General features: G+C 56.0%; 17 protein-coding genes and 1 riboswitch. Of the genes, 3 read left to right on the top strand and 14 right to left on the bottom strand.

Annotation, left to right across the window (positions count from 1 at the left end; genetic code table 11):
- The first annotated feature begins 2 nt into the window (after positions 1–2).
- A riboswitch (M-box (ykoK) riboswitch) is annotated at positions 3–172 on the top strand.
- Positions 173–232: 60 nt separating this feature from the next.
- Positions 233–1234, top strand: coding sequence for a magnesium transporter (locus QRN24_RS21520; protein ID WP_020884727.1), 1002 nt, complete (start codon positions 233–235; stop codon positions 1232–1234).
- 41 nt (positions 1235–1275) lie between these two features.
- On the opposite strand, the gene QRN24_RS21515 is transcribed toward QRN24_RS21520, so the two are convergent.
- The gene (locus QRN24_RS21515; protein ID WP_032677847.1) at positions 1276–2352 is read right to left on the bottom strand and encodes a LacI family DNA-binding transcriptional regulator; all 1077 of its coding nucleotides are present in this window, start codon (positions 2350–2352) and stop codon (positions 1276–1278) included.
- A gap of 269 nt (positions 2353–2621) precedes the next feature.
- On the opposite strand from QRN24_RS21515, the gene QRN24_RS21510 reads away from it, so the two are divergent.
- Positions 2622–3887: a maltoporin gene (locus QRN24_RS21510; RefSeq protein WP_032681282.1), complete on the top strand. Its 1266-nt coding sequence runs from the start codon at positions 2622–2624 to the stop codon at positions 3885–3887.
- A gap of 104 nt (positions 3888–3991) precedes the next feature.
- Here the strand turns inward: QRN24_RS21510 and QRN24_RS21505 are convergent, their stop codons facing one another.
- The 6 genes from QRN24_RS21505 to QRN24_RS21480 all read right to left on the bottom strand — a co-directional run bounded on the left by QRN24_RS21505 (position 3992) and on the right by QRN24_RS21480 (position 11066).
- On the bottom strand, positions 3992–4234 hold the full coding sequence (locus QRN24_RS21505) for a PTS sugar transporter subunit IIB (RefSeq protein WP_025204491.1): 243 nt from the start codon (positions 4232–4234) through the stop codon (positions 3992–3994).
- A 99-nt stretch (positions 4235–4333) separates the two neighbouring features.
- Positions 4334–6391: a beta-galactosidase gene (locus QRN24_RS21500; protein WP_284943057.1), complete on the bottom strand. Its 2058-nt coding sequence runs from the start codon at positions 6389–6391 to the stop codon at positions 4334–4336.
- 30 nt (positions 6392–6421) lie between these two features.
- Positions 6422–7624, bottom strand: a complete 1203-nt coding sequence (locus QRN24_RS21495) for a glycoside hydrolase family 53 protein (RefSeq protein WP_196355688.1) — start codon at positions 7622–7624, stop codon at positions 6422–6424.
- A 2-nt stretch (positions 7625–7626) separates the two neighbouring features.
- Positions 7627–8478, bottom strand: a complete 852-nt coding sequence (locus tag QRN24_RS21490; RefSeq protein ID WP_014169479.1) for a sugar ABC transporter permease — start codon at positions 8476–8478, stop codon at positions 7627–7629.
- 11 nt (positions 8479–8489) lie between these two features.
- Positions 8490–9794, bottom strand: coding sequence for a carbohydrate ABC transporter permease (locus QRN24_RS21485; RefSeq protein ID WP_020884733.1), 1305 nt, complete (start codon positions 9792–9794; stop codon positions 8490–8492).
- A gap of 57 nt (positions 9795–9851) precedes the next feature.
- Positions 9852–11066, bottom strand: coding sequence for an extracellular solute-binding protein (locus QRN24_RS21480; protein ID WP_244047863.1), 1215 nt, complete (start codon positions 11064–11066; stop codon positions 9852–9854).
- Positions 11067–11387: 321 nt separating this feature from the next.
- Here QRN24_RS21480 and QRN24_RS21475 point away from each other — a divergent pair, with 321 nt between their 5' ends.
- The gene (locus tag QRN24_RS21475; RefSeq protein ID WP_284943056.1) at positions 11388–12503 is read left to right on the top strand and encodes an ABC transporter ATP-binding protein; all 1116 of its coding nucleotides are present in this window, start codon (positions 11388–11390) and stop codon (positions 12501–12503) included.
- Here the strand turns inward: QRN24_RS21475 and hpxK are convergent.
- From hpxK to hpxU, 7 genes are all read right to left on the bottom strand, one after another.
- Entirely contained in the window at positions 12500–13741 is a 1242-nt protein-coding gene (gene hpxK, locus QRN24_RS21470; RefSeq protein ID WP_014169475.1) for an allantoate amidohydrolase, read from the bottom strand. The genes QRN24_RS21475 and hpxK overlap by 4 nt on opposite strands.
- Positions 13738–14979: a pyridoxal-phosphate-dependent aminotransferase family protein gene (locus QRN24_RS21465; RefSeq protein ID WP_014169474.1), complete on the bottom strand. Its 1242-nt coding sequence runs from the start codon at positions 14977–14979 to the stop codon at positions 13738–13740. Before QRN24_RS21465 ends, hpxK begins: the two co-directional genes overlap by 4 nt.
- A gap of 14 nt (positions 14980–14993) precedes the next feature.
- Entirely contained in the window at positions 14994–15731 is a 738-nt protein-coding gene (locus tag QRN24_RS21460) for an amino acid ABC transporter ATP-binding protein (protein WP_032677837.1), read from the bottom strand.
- A complete protein-coding gene (locus QRN24_RS21455) occupies positions 15712–16368 on the bottom strand; it encodes an amino acid ABC transporter permease (RefSeq protein WP_025204495.1) in 657 nt (218 codons plus the stop codon). The genes QRN24_RS21460 and QRN24_RS21455 overlap by 20 nt, the downstream gene beginning before the upstream one ends.
- Positions 16368–17033 (bottom strand): amino acid ABC transporter permease, encoded by a 666-nt coding sequence (locus QRN24_RS21450; protein WP_014169471.1) that lies wholly within the window; start codon positions 17031–17033, stop codon positions 16368–16370. Before QRN24_RS21450 ends, QRN24_RS21455 begins: the two co-directional genes overlap by 1 nt.
- Positions 17034–17037: 4 nt before the next feature.
- Positions 17038–17820 carry a transporter substrate-binding domain-containing protein gene (locus QRN24_RS21445; RefSeq protein WP_020884739.1) on the bottom strand — a complete coding sequence of 261 codons (783 nt, stop codon included), beginning with the start codon at positions 17818–17820 and terminating at the stop codon, positions 17038–17040.
- A 192-nt stretch (positions 17821–18012) separates the two neighbouring features.
- The gene (gene hpxU / locus QRN24_RS21440; RefSeq protein WP_020884740.1) at positions 18013–18852 is read right to left on the bottom strand and encodes a MurR/RpiR family transcriptional regulator HpxU; all 840 of its coding nucleotides are present in this window, start codon (positions 18850–18852) and stop codon (positions 18013–18015) included.
- Positions 18853–18975 lie beyond the last annotated feature (123 nt).

Raw genomic sequence — 18975 nt, 5'->3', positions numbered from 1 at the left:
TACAACGATCTCGTTATGGCGAGGCTCCTGTACAAATACACGTTATCGCTCTGGTGGGTTCGAGAGAACCGGCACAGGGTAAAACAGGCACTGTCGAATCAAGGCTTTGTCAGTATAACTTCCCTTACGGGATACGGTGTACAGTGCTGAACCCAGGACGTGGGGATCTCCTCTTCGACATGCCCTGTCTTGCTCGCCCCTGAGAGATTTTATTATTCAAAGGGAATTTACTATGTCTTACGCTATTCACAATCAAAACCTGGCATTCAATGACAGCGCAATCGCGCAATATATGAATACCGATTTTATCGTCCTCGATATTTCATTATGCGTGGCGCTGGCACGCGAGCAATTTTTCGAAAAATTAAAAGACGATGATATTCCATCGCATATTTTCCTCGAAGATAACGGTCGGCTGGCGGGCATGGTTGCGGTGCGCAAACTGCTGCAGACCGCCGATACGGTACAGCCGGTGAAAACGCTGATGATTTCTCAATTTCTGCAGGTCAAACCGGAAGACGAGCGTGCCGATGTCGCCGGGCTGCTGGCCCACGGCGAGGCGGATGTCGTGCCGGTGGTCACGCACGGTAAAGTGGTAGGCTGCCTGACCGAACGCGAAATCGCCCATCTGCTGGAAGATGATGTCACCGAAGATGCCCAGCTCCAGGGAGCAACGCTGCCGCTGGAAAAGCCGTATCTGGAAACCAGCCCCTTCAGCCTGTGGAAAAAACGCTCCGTCTGGCTGCTGCTGCTGTTTGTCGCTGAAGCCTATACCAGCTCGGTTATTCAGCACTTCGAAGAGGCGCTGGAATCCGCCATTGCCCTGGCCTTTTTTATTCCGCTGCTGATAGGGACCGGTGGGAACAGCGGGACGCAGATCACCTCCACGCTGGTGCGTGCAATGGCGCTGGGTGAAGTGCGCCTGCGCGACGTTGGCCGCGTGTTACGAAAGGAGATGACCACCTCGCTGATGATTGCCGCCACGCTTGGTCTTGCCGGGTGTGTTCGCGCCTGGATGATGGGTATCGGGCTGGAAATTACCCTTATCGTCAGCCTGACGCTGGTCTGCATTACGCTGTGGAGTGCGATTGTCTCGTCAGTTATTCCGATGGTACTGAAGCGCTGCGGCATTGACCCGGCCGTCGTTTCCGCGCCCTTTATCGCGACGCTTATCGACGGAACCGGTCTGATTATCTACTTCAAGATTGCGCAGTACACGCTGGGGCTGGAATAAGAGAGCAGCACCTCACCCACCGGGTTGAGGTGCTCACCGTTTTACATATCGCCAAGCTGATGTGCGATATCACGAAGCTGTTGCGCCAGCGCCTGCAGGTTTTTGCCCTTCTCACCTTTCGGCCCGGTCGACTGCCGCACCACCAGCCGGGCAGGCAAAATGGATGACATGCGCACGGCATTGTCTTCGCCACTGTCAAGAATGCGGCGCACCGCCTCCTTCCCCTGCAGATCCAGGTCCAGCGATACCGTGGTCAATGCCGGATAGAAGAATGAGCTTTCGTAGGTGTCATCGTAGCCAATCACCGATTTTTCACCCGGAATGGAAATCTGATGCTGATGGAAAGCACTTAATACTCCCAGCGCCATCTGGTCGTTGGCCACCAGCACGGCAGAGAATTGCGGCGTCTCGCGCAGCATCTGCAACGCACCCGCGTAACCGCTCTGCGCGTCCCAGTTCCCGCGGATCACCGAGGCCGGCTCCAGACCGTAACCTTTCAGGGTTTCAATCCAGCTTTTCAGCCTGAGCTGCGCCGAGACAGAAGACGCAGGCCCCGCCAGCAACGCGATTTCCCGGTGCCCCAGTTCGTAGAGATATTTGACGCTGGCACGGGTGCCATCTGCCGGGTTAAACGAAACGTTAAACACGGAACTGTAAGGGTCAACGTCGAGGAACAGACAGACGATATCGTCGTTGTCCGTCGCGATTTTCTGCGCCTGCTCTGCTTCCAGCGGGACATTGATGATCACCTTACTGACGAGCTGAGATTTCAGTTCATTGATCGAATCCTGGATGCTGTGGTTGACGTTCTCATCAATCATGGAGATCAACACCTGATACCCTTCCACATTTGCATAACGTTTTACCGCCGCGGCGACCTGTGACGGCGCATGCAAAGCCAGCGAAATCGTCACCAGTCCGACGGTCTGGGTCTGCTTTCCGACCAGCTGCTGCGCCAGGCGGTTCGGGACATACCGCAATAACTCTATGGATTTCTCCACCTTGTGACGCGTGGCTTCGGATACATTGGCAGATTTATTCAGTACCCTGGACACGGTCTGATAGGAGACGCCCGCATGGCGTGCGACGTCCTCTAACGTTGCGCTTTTCGACTTCATGGTCCGGTTCCTTATGTTGTTATGCGCTGATTGTATCAGGGGCGATATAAAAAAACGTCCACTGGGCACGTCTGGCTGCCATAACACCATCAAAAAGTATTACGTTCACAATACTACATTTCTGGTCGCACCTCATCAATCGTAACAAAATTGGCTATTTTATTTGCACTTAATCACAGATTAACGATCACGCAATTGCCAGAAAAAAGGTTTAGGCATTTTATGACAGCGGATTTGTGAACGTATTACAAAACAATAAGAGGGTAACAATGAACACGACGATCCGCTCTGTATCTGTTGCGTTGGCTGCCGCGTTAGCGTCTCCTTCGCTGTTTGCAGCGTCTTCAGTACCAATTGATTTTCATGGGTATCTTCGCTCCGGTGTGGGCGTCTCACGGGATGGTGGGATGGAGGAGTGGCAAAAAAATAAAATTGGCCGTCTGGGTAACGAGGCCGATACCTACGGCGAGCTGGAGCTGGGCTCAGAGGTGTACAAAAAGAACGATGTCAGCTTCTACCTCGACAGCATGGTGAGCATGGTCTCTGACGGCTCTAACGACAATGAAACCACCTTCGGCGACGATGCGCAGTTCGGGTTGCGTCAGTTGAATCTGCAGATCAAGGGGCTGATCCCCGGCGATCCGAACGCGGTGATCTGGGGCGGTAAGCGCTACTACCAGCGCCATGACCTGCACATCATTGACACCAAATACTGGAACATCTCAGGCGCGGGTGCCGGTATCGAAAACTACACGCTCGGACCGGGTGCGGTGTCCGTGGCCTGGATCCGTGGCGATGCCAACGACGTGGACTACCGCGTGGACGGCGATAGCGACGTTAATATCAACTACATCGACCTTCGCTATGCGGGCTGGAAGCCGTGGGCGGGTGCATGGACTGAAGTGGGCATTGATTACGCCATGCCAAACCCCACCAATAAGCAGAAAGAGTACGGTGGGCTGTATGAGGCCGATAACGGCGTCATGGTCACCGGTGAGATCAGCCAGGACATGTTAGGCGGCTACAACAAGCTGGTGCTGCAGTATGCGAACAAAGGCCTGGCGCAAAACATGGTGTCCCAGGGCGGCGGCTGGTATGACATGTGGAACTACGTGAACGACGCCAGCGGCTACCGTGTGATTAACACCGGCTTAATTCCGATTACGGACAAGCTCTCCTTCAACCACGTGCTGACCTGGGGCTCGGCGGATGACACCACGCAATTCACCGATAAATCGCGCCTTGTCTCTCTGGTGGGTCGCGCGCAGTACCAGTTCACCGAATACGTGCGTCTGATTGGTGAAGTGGGCGGTTTCTACCAGAAAGATACCTACACCGATGGCTCCAGCTACAAGCAGAGCGGAGAGAAGTACACCCTCGCACTCGGACTGGCGGATGGGCCTGATTTTATGTCGCGTCCTGAACTGCGCGTCTTCGCCTCTTACCTGAATGACTCCGAGAAAGGACAATCCTTCGAAGACGGCACCGCAAATAATACCTGGAATTTTGGCGTGCAGGTGGAAGCCTGGTGGTAATGTTTATTTCCTGATATGTGTTAATCGTTATTGTATCTCCAACAACTGGCAGTCTATTCTCCTCGTTTGGGATAGCCATTATTTTGGCTATCCCTTTTTTAATGTTAATGATTAAAATGCGCATCTAATAATTGCCGCAAGGTATCAGACTGCCGACCAAATATCGCATGCACCTGCTGGCCAATAATAATTACGCCCAGCGCCCCCTCCTGTTGTAACGCCTGCGTATCCACCTTATTTAAATCTTTTACCGTGACGCGCAGACGGGTAATGCAGGCTTCAACATGTTCGATATTATCGTCGCCGCCGAATGCAGGAATTAAACGCTGAGTTATTTCACTGTCCATAATACGCCTCTCTGTTATGCAGATAAAAAAATGCCTGCTCATAGAGCAGGCGCCTTCAGATTGATTAGCCAGGGTTGTACGACGCGACGCCCTCAGCGACTACGCTTTACGCCTGAGTACCCGACAATCCCACGGCAGCAGAGCAGTATCACCCGCGGCGGCGGCATCGGTCATGCAGTCGGTATACCCCTGCGGCAGCGTAATGAGCTGCTGCTGGGCGGTGTAGTTCTGCACAAACACCCACGTGGTTTCGCCGTCCGTGCGGGCCGTTGCCACTACACCCGGTGGGAAATCGCATTCCATGGCCCGCGGCAGCGCCAGTTCGTCAATAATCCCGGCGAAGAAATCACGCTGGAACGGCAGATCGTTGCGCGACGCCACATGCCACGCTTTCCCCTTACCGAAACGGTTCACCGTCACGGCAGGCCGACCGGCGTAGAAATCATCCCGGTAGGTCGCCAGCGGCTGAGCGTTTTCGACATGGATCAGCTCGCACAGATGACGAACCTGATACGGGCCCTGCAGGCCAGCCGAATTACCCGCCAGCCCCTGTACCAGATTACGTTCTCCCTCACCGAGACAGTCGATCTCTTCTGCCCAGATGCCGAGCAGTTTACGCAGCGGCCCCGGGAACCCACCGAGATGGCAAAGATCGCTTTCATCCACGATGCCGCTCCAGTAGGTGGTCACCAGATGGCCGCCCCCGGCGACAAACGCTTCTGCGCGTTCGGCGAAGCCTTCCCGCACCATATAAAGCATCGGCGCAATCACCAGCGCGTACTGGCTGAGATCGCCATCGGCATCAATCACATCTACCGCGATGCCTTTTTCCCAGAATGGACGGTAGTGTTCGTTAACGGTTTTTTCGTACTCCATCCCCATGTTGCGCGGCCCTTCGGCATCGTCCAGCGCCCAGCGATTTTGCTGGTCGAAGATAATCGCTACCCGTGCCTGCGTGCGACACCCGACCACCCCCGGCAGGCGCTCAAGCATTTCGCCCAGACGCGTCACTTCGCGCCCGACACGCGTATCAAGAAGCCCCACGTGGTCGATAACCGCCCCGTGGAATTTCTCCACCGAACCGCGGCTTTTACGCCACTGGAAGTACTGTACGGCATCGGCCCCGTGTGCCACCGCCTGCATTGACGAGAGAATATGCATCCCCGGTTTTTTCAGCTTGCTGGTCGGCTGCCAGTTGGTGGTACTCGGCGTGGACTCCATCAGCACAAAAGGTTTGCCGCCTTTCAGGCTGCGCATCATGTCGTGGTACATGGCGGTATAGCAGGCGAGCTGGGTTTCGTCTTTCTCCTTGTGCCACATTGGGTAGCTGTCCCAGGAGATAAAGTCGATCGCTTTCGCAAGCTGCCAGTAGTCGTAATCGTAGAAGTACTCCATGAAGTTGGTCGTCACCGGCAACGCTGCGTTGACGGCTTTTAGCGGCGCAACCTCATGGCGGCAGAAATCTGTTACCTGCGCCGTATTAAAGCGGCGCCAGTCGAGGTTCAGACCGTGAATGGACACCTCGCCCTGCGGCGCAGGGGACTCAATCTGCGACCAGTCGCTATAGGTGTGGCTCCAGAAGGTGCTCCACCATGCGTGGTTCAGTGCATCCAGGGTTTTGTAGCGCGCTTTCAGCCAGTCACGAAAGCGCTCCTGGCACAGATCGCAGTGGCACTCACCGCCGTACTCATTGGAGATATGCCAGCCCAGCACCGCCGGGTGCTGTGAATAACGCTCAGCCAGTAAGGTATTCATTTTCAATGTCTTCTCACGGTACACCGGGGAAGACATACAGTGGTTATGACGTCCACCGTGCAGCGCAGGCACGCGGTTACGCCCTACGCGCAGCACCTGCGGGTATTTTTGCGACATCCATGCCGGGCGCGCACCGCTCGGCGTGGCGAGGAAAATATGGATCCCCGCTGAATATAATTTATCAATGACGTTATCCAGCCAGACAAAATCATATTCCCCTTCACGCGGTTCGAGCTTCGCCCAGCTAAATATGCCCACCGACATGACATTACATTTCGCCTGCTGCATCATGGCAATATCTTTTTCAATAATACCGGGGTAATTCTCCCATTGCTCCGGGTTATAGTCGGCGCCATGCAATAACGCAGCGACCTTCGAACTTAAAGGCGCAAATTTATTCATATTAAAAACGTCCTGAAGTGAAACAGAATACTATTTAAATACCGTTATCGACGGCAGCACTTTGCCATGACAATCAAATAACGCCTGGTTTTCGCGGGCATTTCCCTCTTTCCAGTCATCATGGATATATTTCATGCCGGTTTTGGTGGCCCATGTGGTGCCCGGTACGGCAATCCAGGTCGGCTCCCAGTAAAACAGGCCCTTACCGCGACGATCGGGAACGTCAATCACGGCCTGCATTAAATCGTGGATATAATCGTACTGACCCTGCACGGTGCCGGGGTAGCCACCGTCCTTCTCTTCTTTGGCCTGGAAACTGTTTTCTGCGTTATCGCAGTTCTCCAGCGTATAGCCATAGGCCGCTTCCACCACAATGACGTCTTTGTTATAGCGTTTGCTGATGTCATCCATATTGGCTTTCAGCGCGCCGATCGGGCCATTCCAGTAGGTGTACATCGACAGGCCGATAATATCGAACGGCACATCGCGCTTCGTGATCTCATCAAACCACCAGCGGAAGGTGTCATTTTTAGTGCCTTCGGCCAGGTGCAGCATAATTTTCACCTGCTCGCCGTCGGTCAGGTTCTCTTTCATCCCAGTGATTGCGGCGTTGAGTAACCCGGCTACGCGGTCAAACTCGCCGCCACCCTGCCCCCAGCTTTTGCCTTCCGGCCAGAGCAGCCCGCCATTGATTTCATTACCAATCTGGACCATGTCCGGCAGCACGCCCTCTTTTTTAAAGCGGGCAATGGTGTCGCGCGTATAGTCATGGATTGCCGTTTTAAGCTGCGGGTAATCCATCTTCTCCCAGGCTTTTGGTTTGAACTGTTTGCCCGGGTCGGTCCAGAAATCGCTGTAGTGGAAATCGAGCAGGAGTTTTATGCCCTGGGCCTTCACGCGCTTCGCCAGCGCCAGCGTGTTTTCCAGATTGTTACTGCCGCCCCCGTAGGTATTTCCGTTGGCATCCTGCGGATCCACCCACAAACGCAGACGCACATAGTTCACGCCGTTGGCTTTCAGAATGGCAATCGCGTCCTGCTGCTGGCCATTCTGGTTATAAAATGTTGCGCCATGCTGTTCAGCCTCGAGCAGCGTCGAGATGTCCGCCCCCTTAATAAAGTCTGCCGGCATGGCGTTAAAAGGACGCGTTTTTACCCCGTCCGCGGCGAACGCACTCGCGGCAAGACCGCAAGAAAGACAAACAGCAAGCAAAGCGGGTTTGAGTCTTTTCATGGTTATCCCTTAGTACTCCCGGAGGTCAGACCGGAGACGAAGTATTTTTGTAAGGCCAGATAGAGGATCGCGACCGGCACCGCAATCAGCACCGCGCCTGCCGCGTAGGTGGTGTAACTGGCACCCATTTTTTGTGCCACCAGGTTATAAAGCCCGATGGGTAAGGTGTATTTGTCCGGGGTGCGCAAAATGGTGCTGGAGAGAATGAAATCCCCCAGCGGCCCGGTGAAGGAGAACAGCGCCACCACCGCCACAATGGGTTTGGAAAGCGGCATGATGATCTCGATGAAGATGCGGAAGTTACTGGCTCCGTCCATGCGCGCGGACTCATCCAGATCCTTAGGAATGGCGTCCAGGTAGCCCTTCATCAGATAGGTATTCATTGGGATCATGCCGCCAACGTAAATCAGCACCAGCGCCAGATGGCTGTTGATTAAGCCCAACAGCTGCGAGAGCACGAAGATGGCAATCAGCGCCGAGAACTGCGGGATCATCTGCAGCAGCAGGAAGAGCATCAGCCCGTTCTGCCGCCCCTTAAAGCGAAAACGCGAGAAGGCATAGGCGGTAAAGCTAACGCTGATTAAGGTCAACACCATGGTCAGGAAGCTGATTTTCATCGAGTTCCAGTACCACGTCATATAGTTCACCTGACCATTAAACAGGTCGGCGTAATGCTGGAACGACAGGTTCTGCGGAATAACAGAGGAGCTTAACAGGCTGTTGCCCGCGTTGAGTGAGGCGCCCACCGTCCACACCAGCGGGTAAATGATGATGACCGACACCAGCACAATAACCAGCCAGGAGAGTGAAAGGCGGACCCATTTCTCACGTTTAATACTTTGTGATTTAGCCATTGTTACGTCCCTTACGCCATGTCGTCATTTTTGAAAGATTTGGTGGCGCGGAACTGCCATAACGCCAGGCCGACGACAAAAACAGACAGCAGGATGGTGATGGTCGCCGCAATGGCATATTGCGAAGATGACATCGTCAGTTTGTAGATCCACGACACCAGAATGTCGGTGCCGCCCGCATTTGACCCCACCACCGCCGGCCCGCCGTTATTGAACAGATAGATGATGTTGAAATTATTGAAGTTAAAGGTGTATTGCGTAATCAGGATCGGCGCAATGGCGTAGAGCACCAGCGGCAGCGTAATGGTCCGCAGCCGGGTCCAGCTGCTGGCGCCGTCCATGGTAGCCGCTTCATACAGGTCATCAGGAATGGCCTGCAGCACGCCGGTGGTCATGGCGAAAACAAACGGGAAACCAAGCCAGGTTTGCATCATGATCAGCGCCGTTTTGGTCCAGAACGGATCGGTCATCCAGGCTTTAGGCGCAATACCAAAGAAGGCCAGAATGGCGTTGTTAATCACCCCGAACGAGTCATTAAACATCCCGGCGAAAACCAGGATGGTGACAAAGCCCGGCACCGCCCACGGCAAAATAAAGATGGTGCGGATCAGCGGCTTAAAGCGTAAATCTTTCTGGTTCACCAGAATCGCCAGCAGTACGCCCACCGTACACTGCAGCGTGGTGGCGAGCAGCGTCCAGACCACCGTCCACTGCAGCACGTCGAAGAAGGTGGAACGCCAGATAGAGAGCGTAAAGATATTGATGAAGTTCTTAAACCCGACCCAGTCAACCAGCTTAGCCGGCGGCGTGTGGTAGAGGTTGTAGTTGGTAAAGGCGATGGCAAACCCGAACAAAATGGGAAACACCACCACAAACACCAGCAGGATAAAGCCCGGGGTGATCATCAGATACGGGAAGCCGTCGCTCAATAGCATCTGATACTGTTTACGCACGCTGTTAAGCTGCAACCCTTCGTCACGTTTCAGGCCATTGACCCACGCATCACGCATCGACAGGTAATACACCATCACGCCGAACGCCGCGATTAACACGCTGATGATCCCCTCCGCCAGCAGGAAGATGGAGTTGTCGCGCGGCACCTCCTCACCCAGCGTCACCAGTCCCCACAGCCCTTCGCGCAGAAAATCAGCAAATACGCCGATAAAACTGGCAAGCAGCACCAGGAAGATGACCCCTTTCAGCCACTGACGGTGGTAAAACTGACCGAAGCCGGGAATGACCGCCAGCAGCAGGCTGGTCCAGGCGTGACGCCCGGCCACGCGCGGTTTGGCAAAATGTTCCGGGATGATACTCACAAACAACTCCTTTCAAAAAACGGGAGAGACGCCCTCCCGTTCTGCGACGTCAGAAAACTACTGGTTGCTGGCCTGCATGGCTTCGATTTGCATCTGAACCTGTTTTTCTGCGCTGTCGAGCGCGGCTTTCGGATCCTGTTTACCGGTCAGGCTCAGCTCGAGGGCCGCGTTCGCCGGAGCCCAGACTTCACCCATTTCCGGAATGCCCGGCATCGCTGTCGCCCGTGCGGCCTGCACGGCAACCGCGCTGGCTTTCTCGTCGTTCTTAATGAGCGGATCGTCAATCATCGCGGTCAGCGGCGGAATTTCTCGCGTCGCGATATAGCGCGTTTTGACGTACTGCGGCTGGTTGATAAATTCGATAAATTTCTGCGCCATGGCTTTGTCTTTGCTCCAGGTAGAGACGACATAGCCCTTCACGCCCAGGAATGAACTCATTGGCTTACCGTCCGGCAGCGTCGGCAGCGGCGCAACGCCGTAGTTAATGCCCGCCGCTTCATACGGCTGGAACGCCCACGGACCGTTGATGACGGCTGCCGCTTTTTTCTCGGTAAACAGAGAATCGATCGCGTTCAGACCGTTATCGCCGATGATCCCCGCCGGGAACACGTCATCGGTATAGAATTTTTTCAGGTAGGTGACCGCGTCTACCGCGCCCGGCTTGTTCAGGCCCACGTCGCTGGCGTTATAACCGCCTTTATCGTTTTTACCGAAGATGTACCCGCCCATCGGGGAGATAGCCCCCCAGCTGTAGTAAATCTGGTCGAACTTGGCGAGCAGGCCGTACTGGTTTTTGGCGCGCTGCTGTTTAGAAAAGTCATACCAGTCCTGAAGTGAGTTGAGCGGCTTCGCGATCAGGTCTTTGTTATAAATCAGCACCAGCGTCTCAACCGCTTTCGGCACACCGTAAAGGGTGCTATCCATTTTGAAGGCATTTATGGACGCTGGCGTGTACTGTTCGGTCTGCTTCGCCTCCAGATTCAGGGGGGTCAGCAGCCCTTGCACAACCGCCCCGCCCAGTTGATCATTGGGAATGACCAGCACGTCCGGGCCAATTCCTGCCGGGCCGTCGAGGCGCAGTTTTTCCAGCTGCTGCGCGTAGGGCATCTCCTGCAGGTTAACCTTAACGTCGTACTGCTTTTCGAAATCGGCGACCGCGTCTTTAATGCCGGACGACTTTTTGATGTCTTCCCAGACGTTAAGCTGCGTGGTGGCGTGAGCCTGCACCGCGAGCGTAGAGAGGATCAGAGCAGCGAGTATGTTCTTTTTCATTATCAACCTCATGTGAAGGTATAACAATTTTATGGTTGTTATTGCATTTCACCGCCATACACCTTCGCCAGAAAACCGACTAACACTGACGTACAACGTATAACATCAAATGCATTTGGTTTGGTATACGCTACCCTTCACATCATGATAACTCTACAAAAAACTGTAAGTTGTGTGATCGTCATAACATTAATGGAATATCGGTATAGGGTGCGTGAATACTGGAAGTTATAGTCAGAGCAGACAAATTGCACCGTCCAGCCATGTAGAAAATAATTGTTATACGTAATACATACGCGGCGGTTTACTCGGGGAATACAGATGTCGAACATACAATTGAGGAATGTCACCAAACGCTTTGGCGACACCGTAACCTTGCACAACGTGAATCTTGAGATTGAAGACGGTGAGTTTGCCGTCTTTGTCGGTCCTTCCGGCTGCGGTAAATCGACAATGCTGCGCATGATTGCCGGACTGGAGGACATTAGCGAAGGGGAAGTGTTGATTGGTGACGAGGTGATGAACGACGTTGCACCCTCCCACCGCGGCGTGGCGATGGTGTTTCAGTCCTATGCGCTCTACCCACATATGACGGTGGCCGAAAACATGGGCTACGGCCTGAAGGTCAATAAGGTGCCGAAAGATCAGATCCGCCATCAGGTCGAGATGGTGGCCAAAACGCTGCAGCTTTCCCACCTTCTGGATCGCAAACCTAAGCAGCTTTCCGGCGGCCAGCGCCAGCGTGTGGCCATTGGCCGCGCCATCGTACGTAATCCGCGGGTCTTTATGTTCGACGAACCGCTCTCCAACCTGGATGCCGAGCTGCGCGTGGAGATGCGTCTGCATCTTGCCCGTCTGCACCAGGAGCTGAAAACCACCATGGTGTATGTCACCCACGACCAGATAGAAGCGATGACCCTGGCTGATAAAATTGTGGTGATGAACTACGGAAAGGTTGAGCAGATGGGCGCGCCGATGGAACTCTACTACAAACCGGCGAACAAGTTCGTGGCCGGGTTTATCGGCTCGCCGAAGATGAATTTCCTGCCGGCAACGGTAGAGGCCTGGCAACCGGGTGAGCTGACGGTGAGATTATCCCAGCAGAAGACACTCACACTGGCCCTGACCACCACACCGTTGAACGCAGGCAGCCCGGTGACGCTGGGCATCCGTCCGGAACATTTAACCACCGATCTCAGCCACGGCACGCGGCTGACGTTTAACTGTGAAGTGGTTGAGCGTCTGGGCAATAACACCTACCTCTTTGGTCAGTGCTACGGCCACGACAATGTGAAGATTTTGCTGCCGGGCGATGTGAAATTCGCGCCGTGGCAGCAAATTGATGTGGCTTTTGACGATCGCCACTGCATGGTGTTTGACGAGCAGGATGTGCGGGTGAGTGCCGACATCGATGAAGCGGTACGCTCGGTCGCTTAACCCGCCAGACGCGTTACCGCACGCGTAAAGGCATCAATCGCCAGCGCGACATCCTCAGCCATCACCGATTCCGCCGGATGGTGGCTGACGCCTCCCCTACACCGCACAAACAACATCCCTACCGGCCAGCGCTCCGCCAGGGCGATGGTGTCATGACCGGCACCGCTCGGCAGCGATAATGTCTTCCCCTGCACCGATTCTACAGCCTCCGCCAGCAGCGCCTGCAGACGTGTATCGCATGGCGTGGCGGCGATTCGGTAAAATTCGTCGGCTGCAAAATGTATTCCGCGACGGGCCGCTATCGCCTGCGCCTGCGTCAGCAGTGCAGTAAGCAGAAGGTCAAGCGGCGCATCCTGCGGGCCGCGAATATCTAACGAGAGCGCGACCTCGCCGGGGATGACGTTTACCGCACCAGGCAGACAGCGCAACTCACCCACCGTGGCTACCAGGTTGCCGCCGTGCTGACGGGTGGTGTTTTCAATCAGCACCATCCATTCGGCGGCGGCGGCCAGCGCGTCCTTACGATGCGCCATCGGCACGGTCCCGGCGTGGCCGGCCTCACCGGTGAAGCGGCAGTTCAGACGACGCGCGCCGTTAATGGCTTCAACCACGCCCAGCGCCAGACCGGCCTGTTCCAGACACGGTCCTTGTTCAATATGCAGCTCCAGACAGGCGCTGAAATCATCCGGGCGTCGGGCGGCCATCGCGACACGGCTGGGATCTAACCCTGCCTGTACCATCGCCTGCGCCACGCTGATACCTCTGGCATCGCACGTGTCGAGCCAGCCCGCAGGCCAGGTGCCCGTCAGCGCGCGGCTGCCCAACAGCGTGATACCAAAGCGGGTACCCTCTTCATCGCAAAAGCCGACAATCTCAACGGCCTGCGCCAGCCGTTTTCCCTGCTGATGCAGGCTGTCAACGACTTCAATGGCCGTCAGCACCCCCAGCATCCCGTCGTAGCGCCCGGCATTGCGCACGGTATCCAGATGCGAGCCAAGCAACACCGCCGGTGCGCCCTCCTGCTCGCCTTCATAACGTCCGCAGATATTCCCCACGCTGTCCTGCCAGACGGTCATGCCCGCCTGGTTCATCCACTGCCCGACCAGCTGGTTAGCCTGCAGATGCTGGGCAGAGAGATACACGCGGGTAAGAGAATCCTGGGTTTCGCTGATGGCGGCCAGCGCATCGGCGCGGGCCATCACACGTTCTGCCGCCTGCTGGCGTGTCGCGTGATTCATAGCGCCGTCTCAGTGCGGTAATGATCCCACGCAGCCTGCATCGCAGCACCCTGCGTAGTGGAAAACTTCAGGTAGTTCAGTACCGACTCCAGCGCACTCAGGGTGGTCATCACGCAGTCTTTACGCGCGTTATAGCCCATGGTGCCAATACGCCACACTTTGCCGTGCAGCGGACCAAACGAAGTACCGATTTCAATGCCGAAATCCTCCAGCATCAGTTTACGCACCTGGTCACCGTTTACGCCCTGAGGGATAAGCACGCCCAGCACGTTGTTCATTTTGTGCCTGAGGTCGCCGAAGGTCTCGAGTCCCATCGCCTGAATACCTTTCAGCAGCGCATCCCCGTGCAGCTTGTGGCGGGCGATACCGTTATCCAGCCCTTCCTGCAGAATCAGGCGGGCACATTCGCGGGCGCCAAACAGCGCGGTGGTCGCTTCGGTGTGGTGGTTCAGACGCTCGGGTCCCCAGTAATCCATCACCATGCCGAGGTCGAAATAGTTGGAGTAAATCATCTCCTCGTCGCCGTCGCGATGGGCATCGGTACGGATCCCCTCTTCGATGCATTTGCGGCGACGGATTGCCTCTTCCATCCGCGGGCTCAGGGTAACGGGCGAGGTACCGGACGGACCGCCAAGACATTTCTGCATCCCCGCCGAGACCGCATCCAGCCCCCAGGCATCGGTCTCCAGGGCGTTGCCGCCGAGCGACGCGGTAGCATCGGTATAAAACAGGACATCGTAACGACGGCAGATTGCCCCGAGTTCTGCAAGCGGCTGCAGCATGGTGGTGGACGTATCCCCCTGCACGGTTAACAGCAGGCGCGGACGCACGCGTTTAATGGCATCTTCCACCCGATCCGGTGTGAACACCTCGCCCCACGGTACCTCGATGGTGTGGACCTCTGCGCGGCAGCGGCGGGCAATTTCGCACAGCAGATGGCCGAAGCGACCAAAAACGGGCACCAGCACTTTGTCCCCCGGACGAATGGCCGATACCAGAATCGCTTCAATCCCCGCGCGGGAGGTGCCGTCCACCAGCATCGTCCAGCGGTTTTCCGTGCGGAACACGCCGCGGTAGAGTGCCATGACGTCGTTCATGTAGTGGGTCATCGCCGGATCGTACTGGCCGATAAGCTGGCTCGACATGGCTCGCAGCACGCGCGGATCGGCGTTGATTGGCCCCGGCCCCATCAGCAGACGTTGTGGCGGATTGATTTGCGGAAATTGAGCGATATCCATTTTTTAGTCCTTAGTTAATTGAGGCCGCGCACGGAGGAGATAAACTGTTTAAGCTCAGTGGTCTGTGGGTTAGCGAACAGCGTTTTGCTGTCGCCCTGCTCCCAGACGCGCCCCTGATGCATAAACACCACGCGGTCGCCCACTTCGCGGGCAAAATTCATTTCATGGGTCACCAGGATCAGCGTCATCCCCTCAGCGGCCAGTTGTTCCAGCACCTTGAGCACTTCGCCTACCAGTTCCGGATCGAGCGCGGAAGTTATCTCGTCACAGAGTAAAACTTTAGGCGACATCGCCAGAGCACGAGCAATCGCCACGCGCTGCTGCTGGCCGCCGGAGAGGCTTGACGGGTAGTAATCCAGACGGTCACCCAGCCCGACTTTCTCCAGCATGCGCTGCGCCAGTGCCTGACATTCTGCTGCGCTTTTCTTCAGCACCCGACGTGGCGCGAGCATCACGTTTTCCATCGCCGTCATGTGCGGGAAAAGGTTGAAGTTCTGAAATACCATGCCGACCGAGCGGCTGATTTCACGCGCCTGGGAATCCCGGTCGGTAATGGTCATGCCGCCGAGCTTGATGCTGCCGTCCTGATACCCTTCGAGGCCGTTAATGCAGCGCAACAGCGTGCTTTTACCCGAACCGCTGCGCCCGATAATTGAAATAACCTGGCCCATGTCGATGTCCAGATCCACGCCCTTGAGCACGTGGTTATCGCCGTAGTACTTCTGCACCTGATTAATGGTGATGAGAGGCATTGAATTTAGTCTCCAGATAACGGCTGTAGCGCGACAGCGGATAACACAGAATGAAGTAGCCGAGCGCCACCAGCGCAAAGACTTTAAACGGCTGATAGGTCACGTTGGTCAGCATCGTCCCGGCCTTGGTCAGCTCGATAAAACCGATAATGGATGCCAGCGCGGTCCCCTTAATCACCTGCACGGCGAACCCCACCGTTGGGGCGATGGCGATGCGTAACGCCTGGGGAGCCACCACGCGAAACAGCGTCTGGCCGAAGGTCAGCCCCAGACAGCGCGACGCCTCCCACTGCCCTTTCGGCAGCGCACGAATACTGCCAAACCAGATATCAAGCAAAAAGGCGCTGGTGTAGAACGTCAGGGCCAGCGACGCGGCGGTCCACGGCGAAACATCGATACCCAACAGCGCCACGCCGAAGAAGGCCAGGAACAGTTGCATCAGCAGCGGCGTGCCCTGAAACAGTTCGATATAGCCGCGAATAAGACGTTTTACCGTACGCCCACCCGTGAGGCGCAACAGCAACAGCGGCAGCGTTACCGCCGCCCCGCCGACAAACGCCACCAGCGACAGCAGCACCGTCCAGCGTCCGGCGAGCAGCAGATTGCGAATAATGTCCCAGTCGGTAAAGGTGGTCATCATGCCTGTACCCCCAGCCACTTCCGTCCTGCCGCCATCATTAGCTGGCGTAGGGTAATTGACAGCACCAGGTAAATTCCGGTGGTCACCAGATAGACCTCAAAGCTCAGGAACGTTCTTGACTGAATCAGGTTGGCGGCAAAAGTCAGCTCTTCATAGGAGACCTGCGACACCACCGACGAACCGAGCATAACGATAATGCACTGGCTGACCAGCGCCGGATAAATACGCTGCAGGGCCGGTGGCAGCACCACGCGTATAAACGTTTGCAGGCGGGTAAGCCCCAGCACGCGGCCGGCCTCCCACTGTCCTTTGGGCGTAACCTGAATACCGGCACGGACAATCTCCGTGCTGTACGCGCCCAGGTTGACGACCATTGCCAGCAGCGCCGCTTCGCCCGCCGTCATCTTCAGCCCCAGATTCGGCAGACCGAACACAATGAAAAACAGCTGCACGACAAAGGGCGTGTTGCGGATAATCTCCACGTAGCCGCCCCAGATCCTGCTGAACCACGTCGTCCGGCCGCTGCGAATCGCCGCCCCGAAAATACCGATCGCCAGCCCGCCGAGGGTTGCCATCACCGTCAGTTGAATGGTGACCCACAGCCCTGCCAGCAGCGCCGGCCAGTACGGCCAGAGCGCAGAGAAATGGAGTTGCTCTGTCATCGCCTTACACGCCCAGGCTTGCCGGCAACGGCGCTTTCAGCCACTGCTCAGAGAGGCTATTCAGGGTGCCGTCTTTAATTCCCTGCTCAATCACCGCATCAACTTTCGCTTTCAGCGCCGGTTCGTTTTTCTTCAGCCCGATAAAGCACGGCGAGTCCTTCAGCATAAAGCTCGGAACCGGGGCTTTGGCGGCGTTCTGGCGGGAAATCGCCGCCACGACCAGATTGCCTGTCGCCACGTACTGGACCTGACCGGACAGGTAAGCCGACAGGGTGGTGTTATTGTCTTCGTAGCGTTTGACGTCTGCATCTTTCGGCGCAAGGCTGGTCAGCACCATGTCCTCCACCGCACCGCGCGTCACGCCAATGGTTTTTCCACTCAGCTGAGCAGCATCTTTCAGTTCAGCCCCTTTCGGGCCGAACACGCCGAGGAAGAACGGCGCATAGGCACGGCTAAAATCGATCACCTTTTCACGCTCGGCGTTTTTACCGAGGCTTGAGATCACCAGATCCACCTTATCGGTTTGCAGATACGGCACGCGGTTGGCACTGGTCACCGGCACCAGCTGCAGCTTGAGCTTCATCTGTTTTGCCAGATAGCGCGCCATGTCGATGTCGTAGCCCTGCGGCTGGAGATCGGTCCCGACTGAACCAAACGGAGGAAAATCCTGCGGGACGGCGATACGAAGAGTGCCGCGTTTCTCAATATCCTGAAGCTGGTCAGCTTTTGCTGGCAGGTTTGCAAACAGACAGACGGCCCCGGTCAGTGCAATCAATAACTTTTTCATGGTGCTTCCCCGTAACGTTAACATGAAACAAAAGATTCTTTGAATTGGATTTTGCAACTAATGTGCCAGATGAAGCGAAACGGGAAATTTTCTCTGAAGGCCTGATAAAACGAGAGCGGGGCGGAAAAGGCCTCCCTTTTCCGCCCCGCTCTGCTGCACCATTTTAATGCAAAGCACCAGCCTGATGCCCCATTATCGCTGTTCCAGTTCGTCCAGCTGCTGATAAAGGGAGGCGATATCGTGGATCCGGGGACGGCCTTTATCGAGGATTTCATGCAGGAAGGCGTTAGCCAGCAGGTTGATCAGACTGTTGACCGACGAGTAGCTGTCGTACGCCGAGACGCTGTCCAGCGGGGCGCAGAGCTGCCAGCTGGTCAGCGGAAACAGGCTGTGCGCCTGCGGCTCACACATCAGCAGAACCGGAATACCGCTGTGCTGAAGCTGCTGCAACAGCGGCCGAACGATCCGCGGGCGACGGCGAAACGCCATCATAATCACCAGATCGTCGGGCGTGAGATCGACCAGTTCCTCGCTCAGGCTCTGCCCCGGCTGCGGCAGCAGCAGCACCTGTCCGCGCGCCTGCAACAGCTGCTGGCGCAGGTGCAGCGCCGCCGGATAGGCGTTGCGCATCCCGATAATCACAATCCGCCGCGCCTTCACCATTGAGGCCATGGCCTCGGCAAACTGCTGAGCATCCAGAGCGTTGACCCACTGGGTGAGGTTTGCCATCTCCTGCTTATAATGCCGCGCCAGCAGAGTGTTGCCCTGCACCGCATCGCGGTTATCGGTCAGCGGCATGCCGCTCTGGCGCAGCGTGCGCAGTTCGTCGCGCATCTCTTTATACTTCTCATAGCCCAGACGCTTAAACAGACGGCTCACCGTGGCTTTCGACACCCCGCTCAGCTGCGCCAGCTCGGCGCTGTTATAACTAATGAGGTCGTCGAAATGATCAAAAATAAAATCAGCCACCCGTTGCTCCTGCGGTGACAACGACGCGTATTGCGCTTTCAGACGTTCATCAAGCTGTTCCATAAAGCCTCTGTAACTTTTGTTTCACCTCACTATACCTTTCATTAAGCATGCCAGCTTCTTAAAACGTTATGTTACGACTGACGTGAAACTTTTCATTCATAACTGGAACAGCTTTTGCAGCAC

This window comes from Enterobacter sp. MEB024, from assembly GCF_030209635.1.
GTDB classification, from domain to species: domain Bacteria; phylum Pseudomonadota; class Gammaproteobacteria; order Enterobacterales; family Enterobacteriaceae; genus Enterobacter; species Enterobacter ludwigii.
The sequence above is the reverse complement of the archived record's forward strand: the minus strand, read 5'-3'. Positions and strand labels throughout refer to the sequence as shown.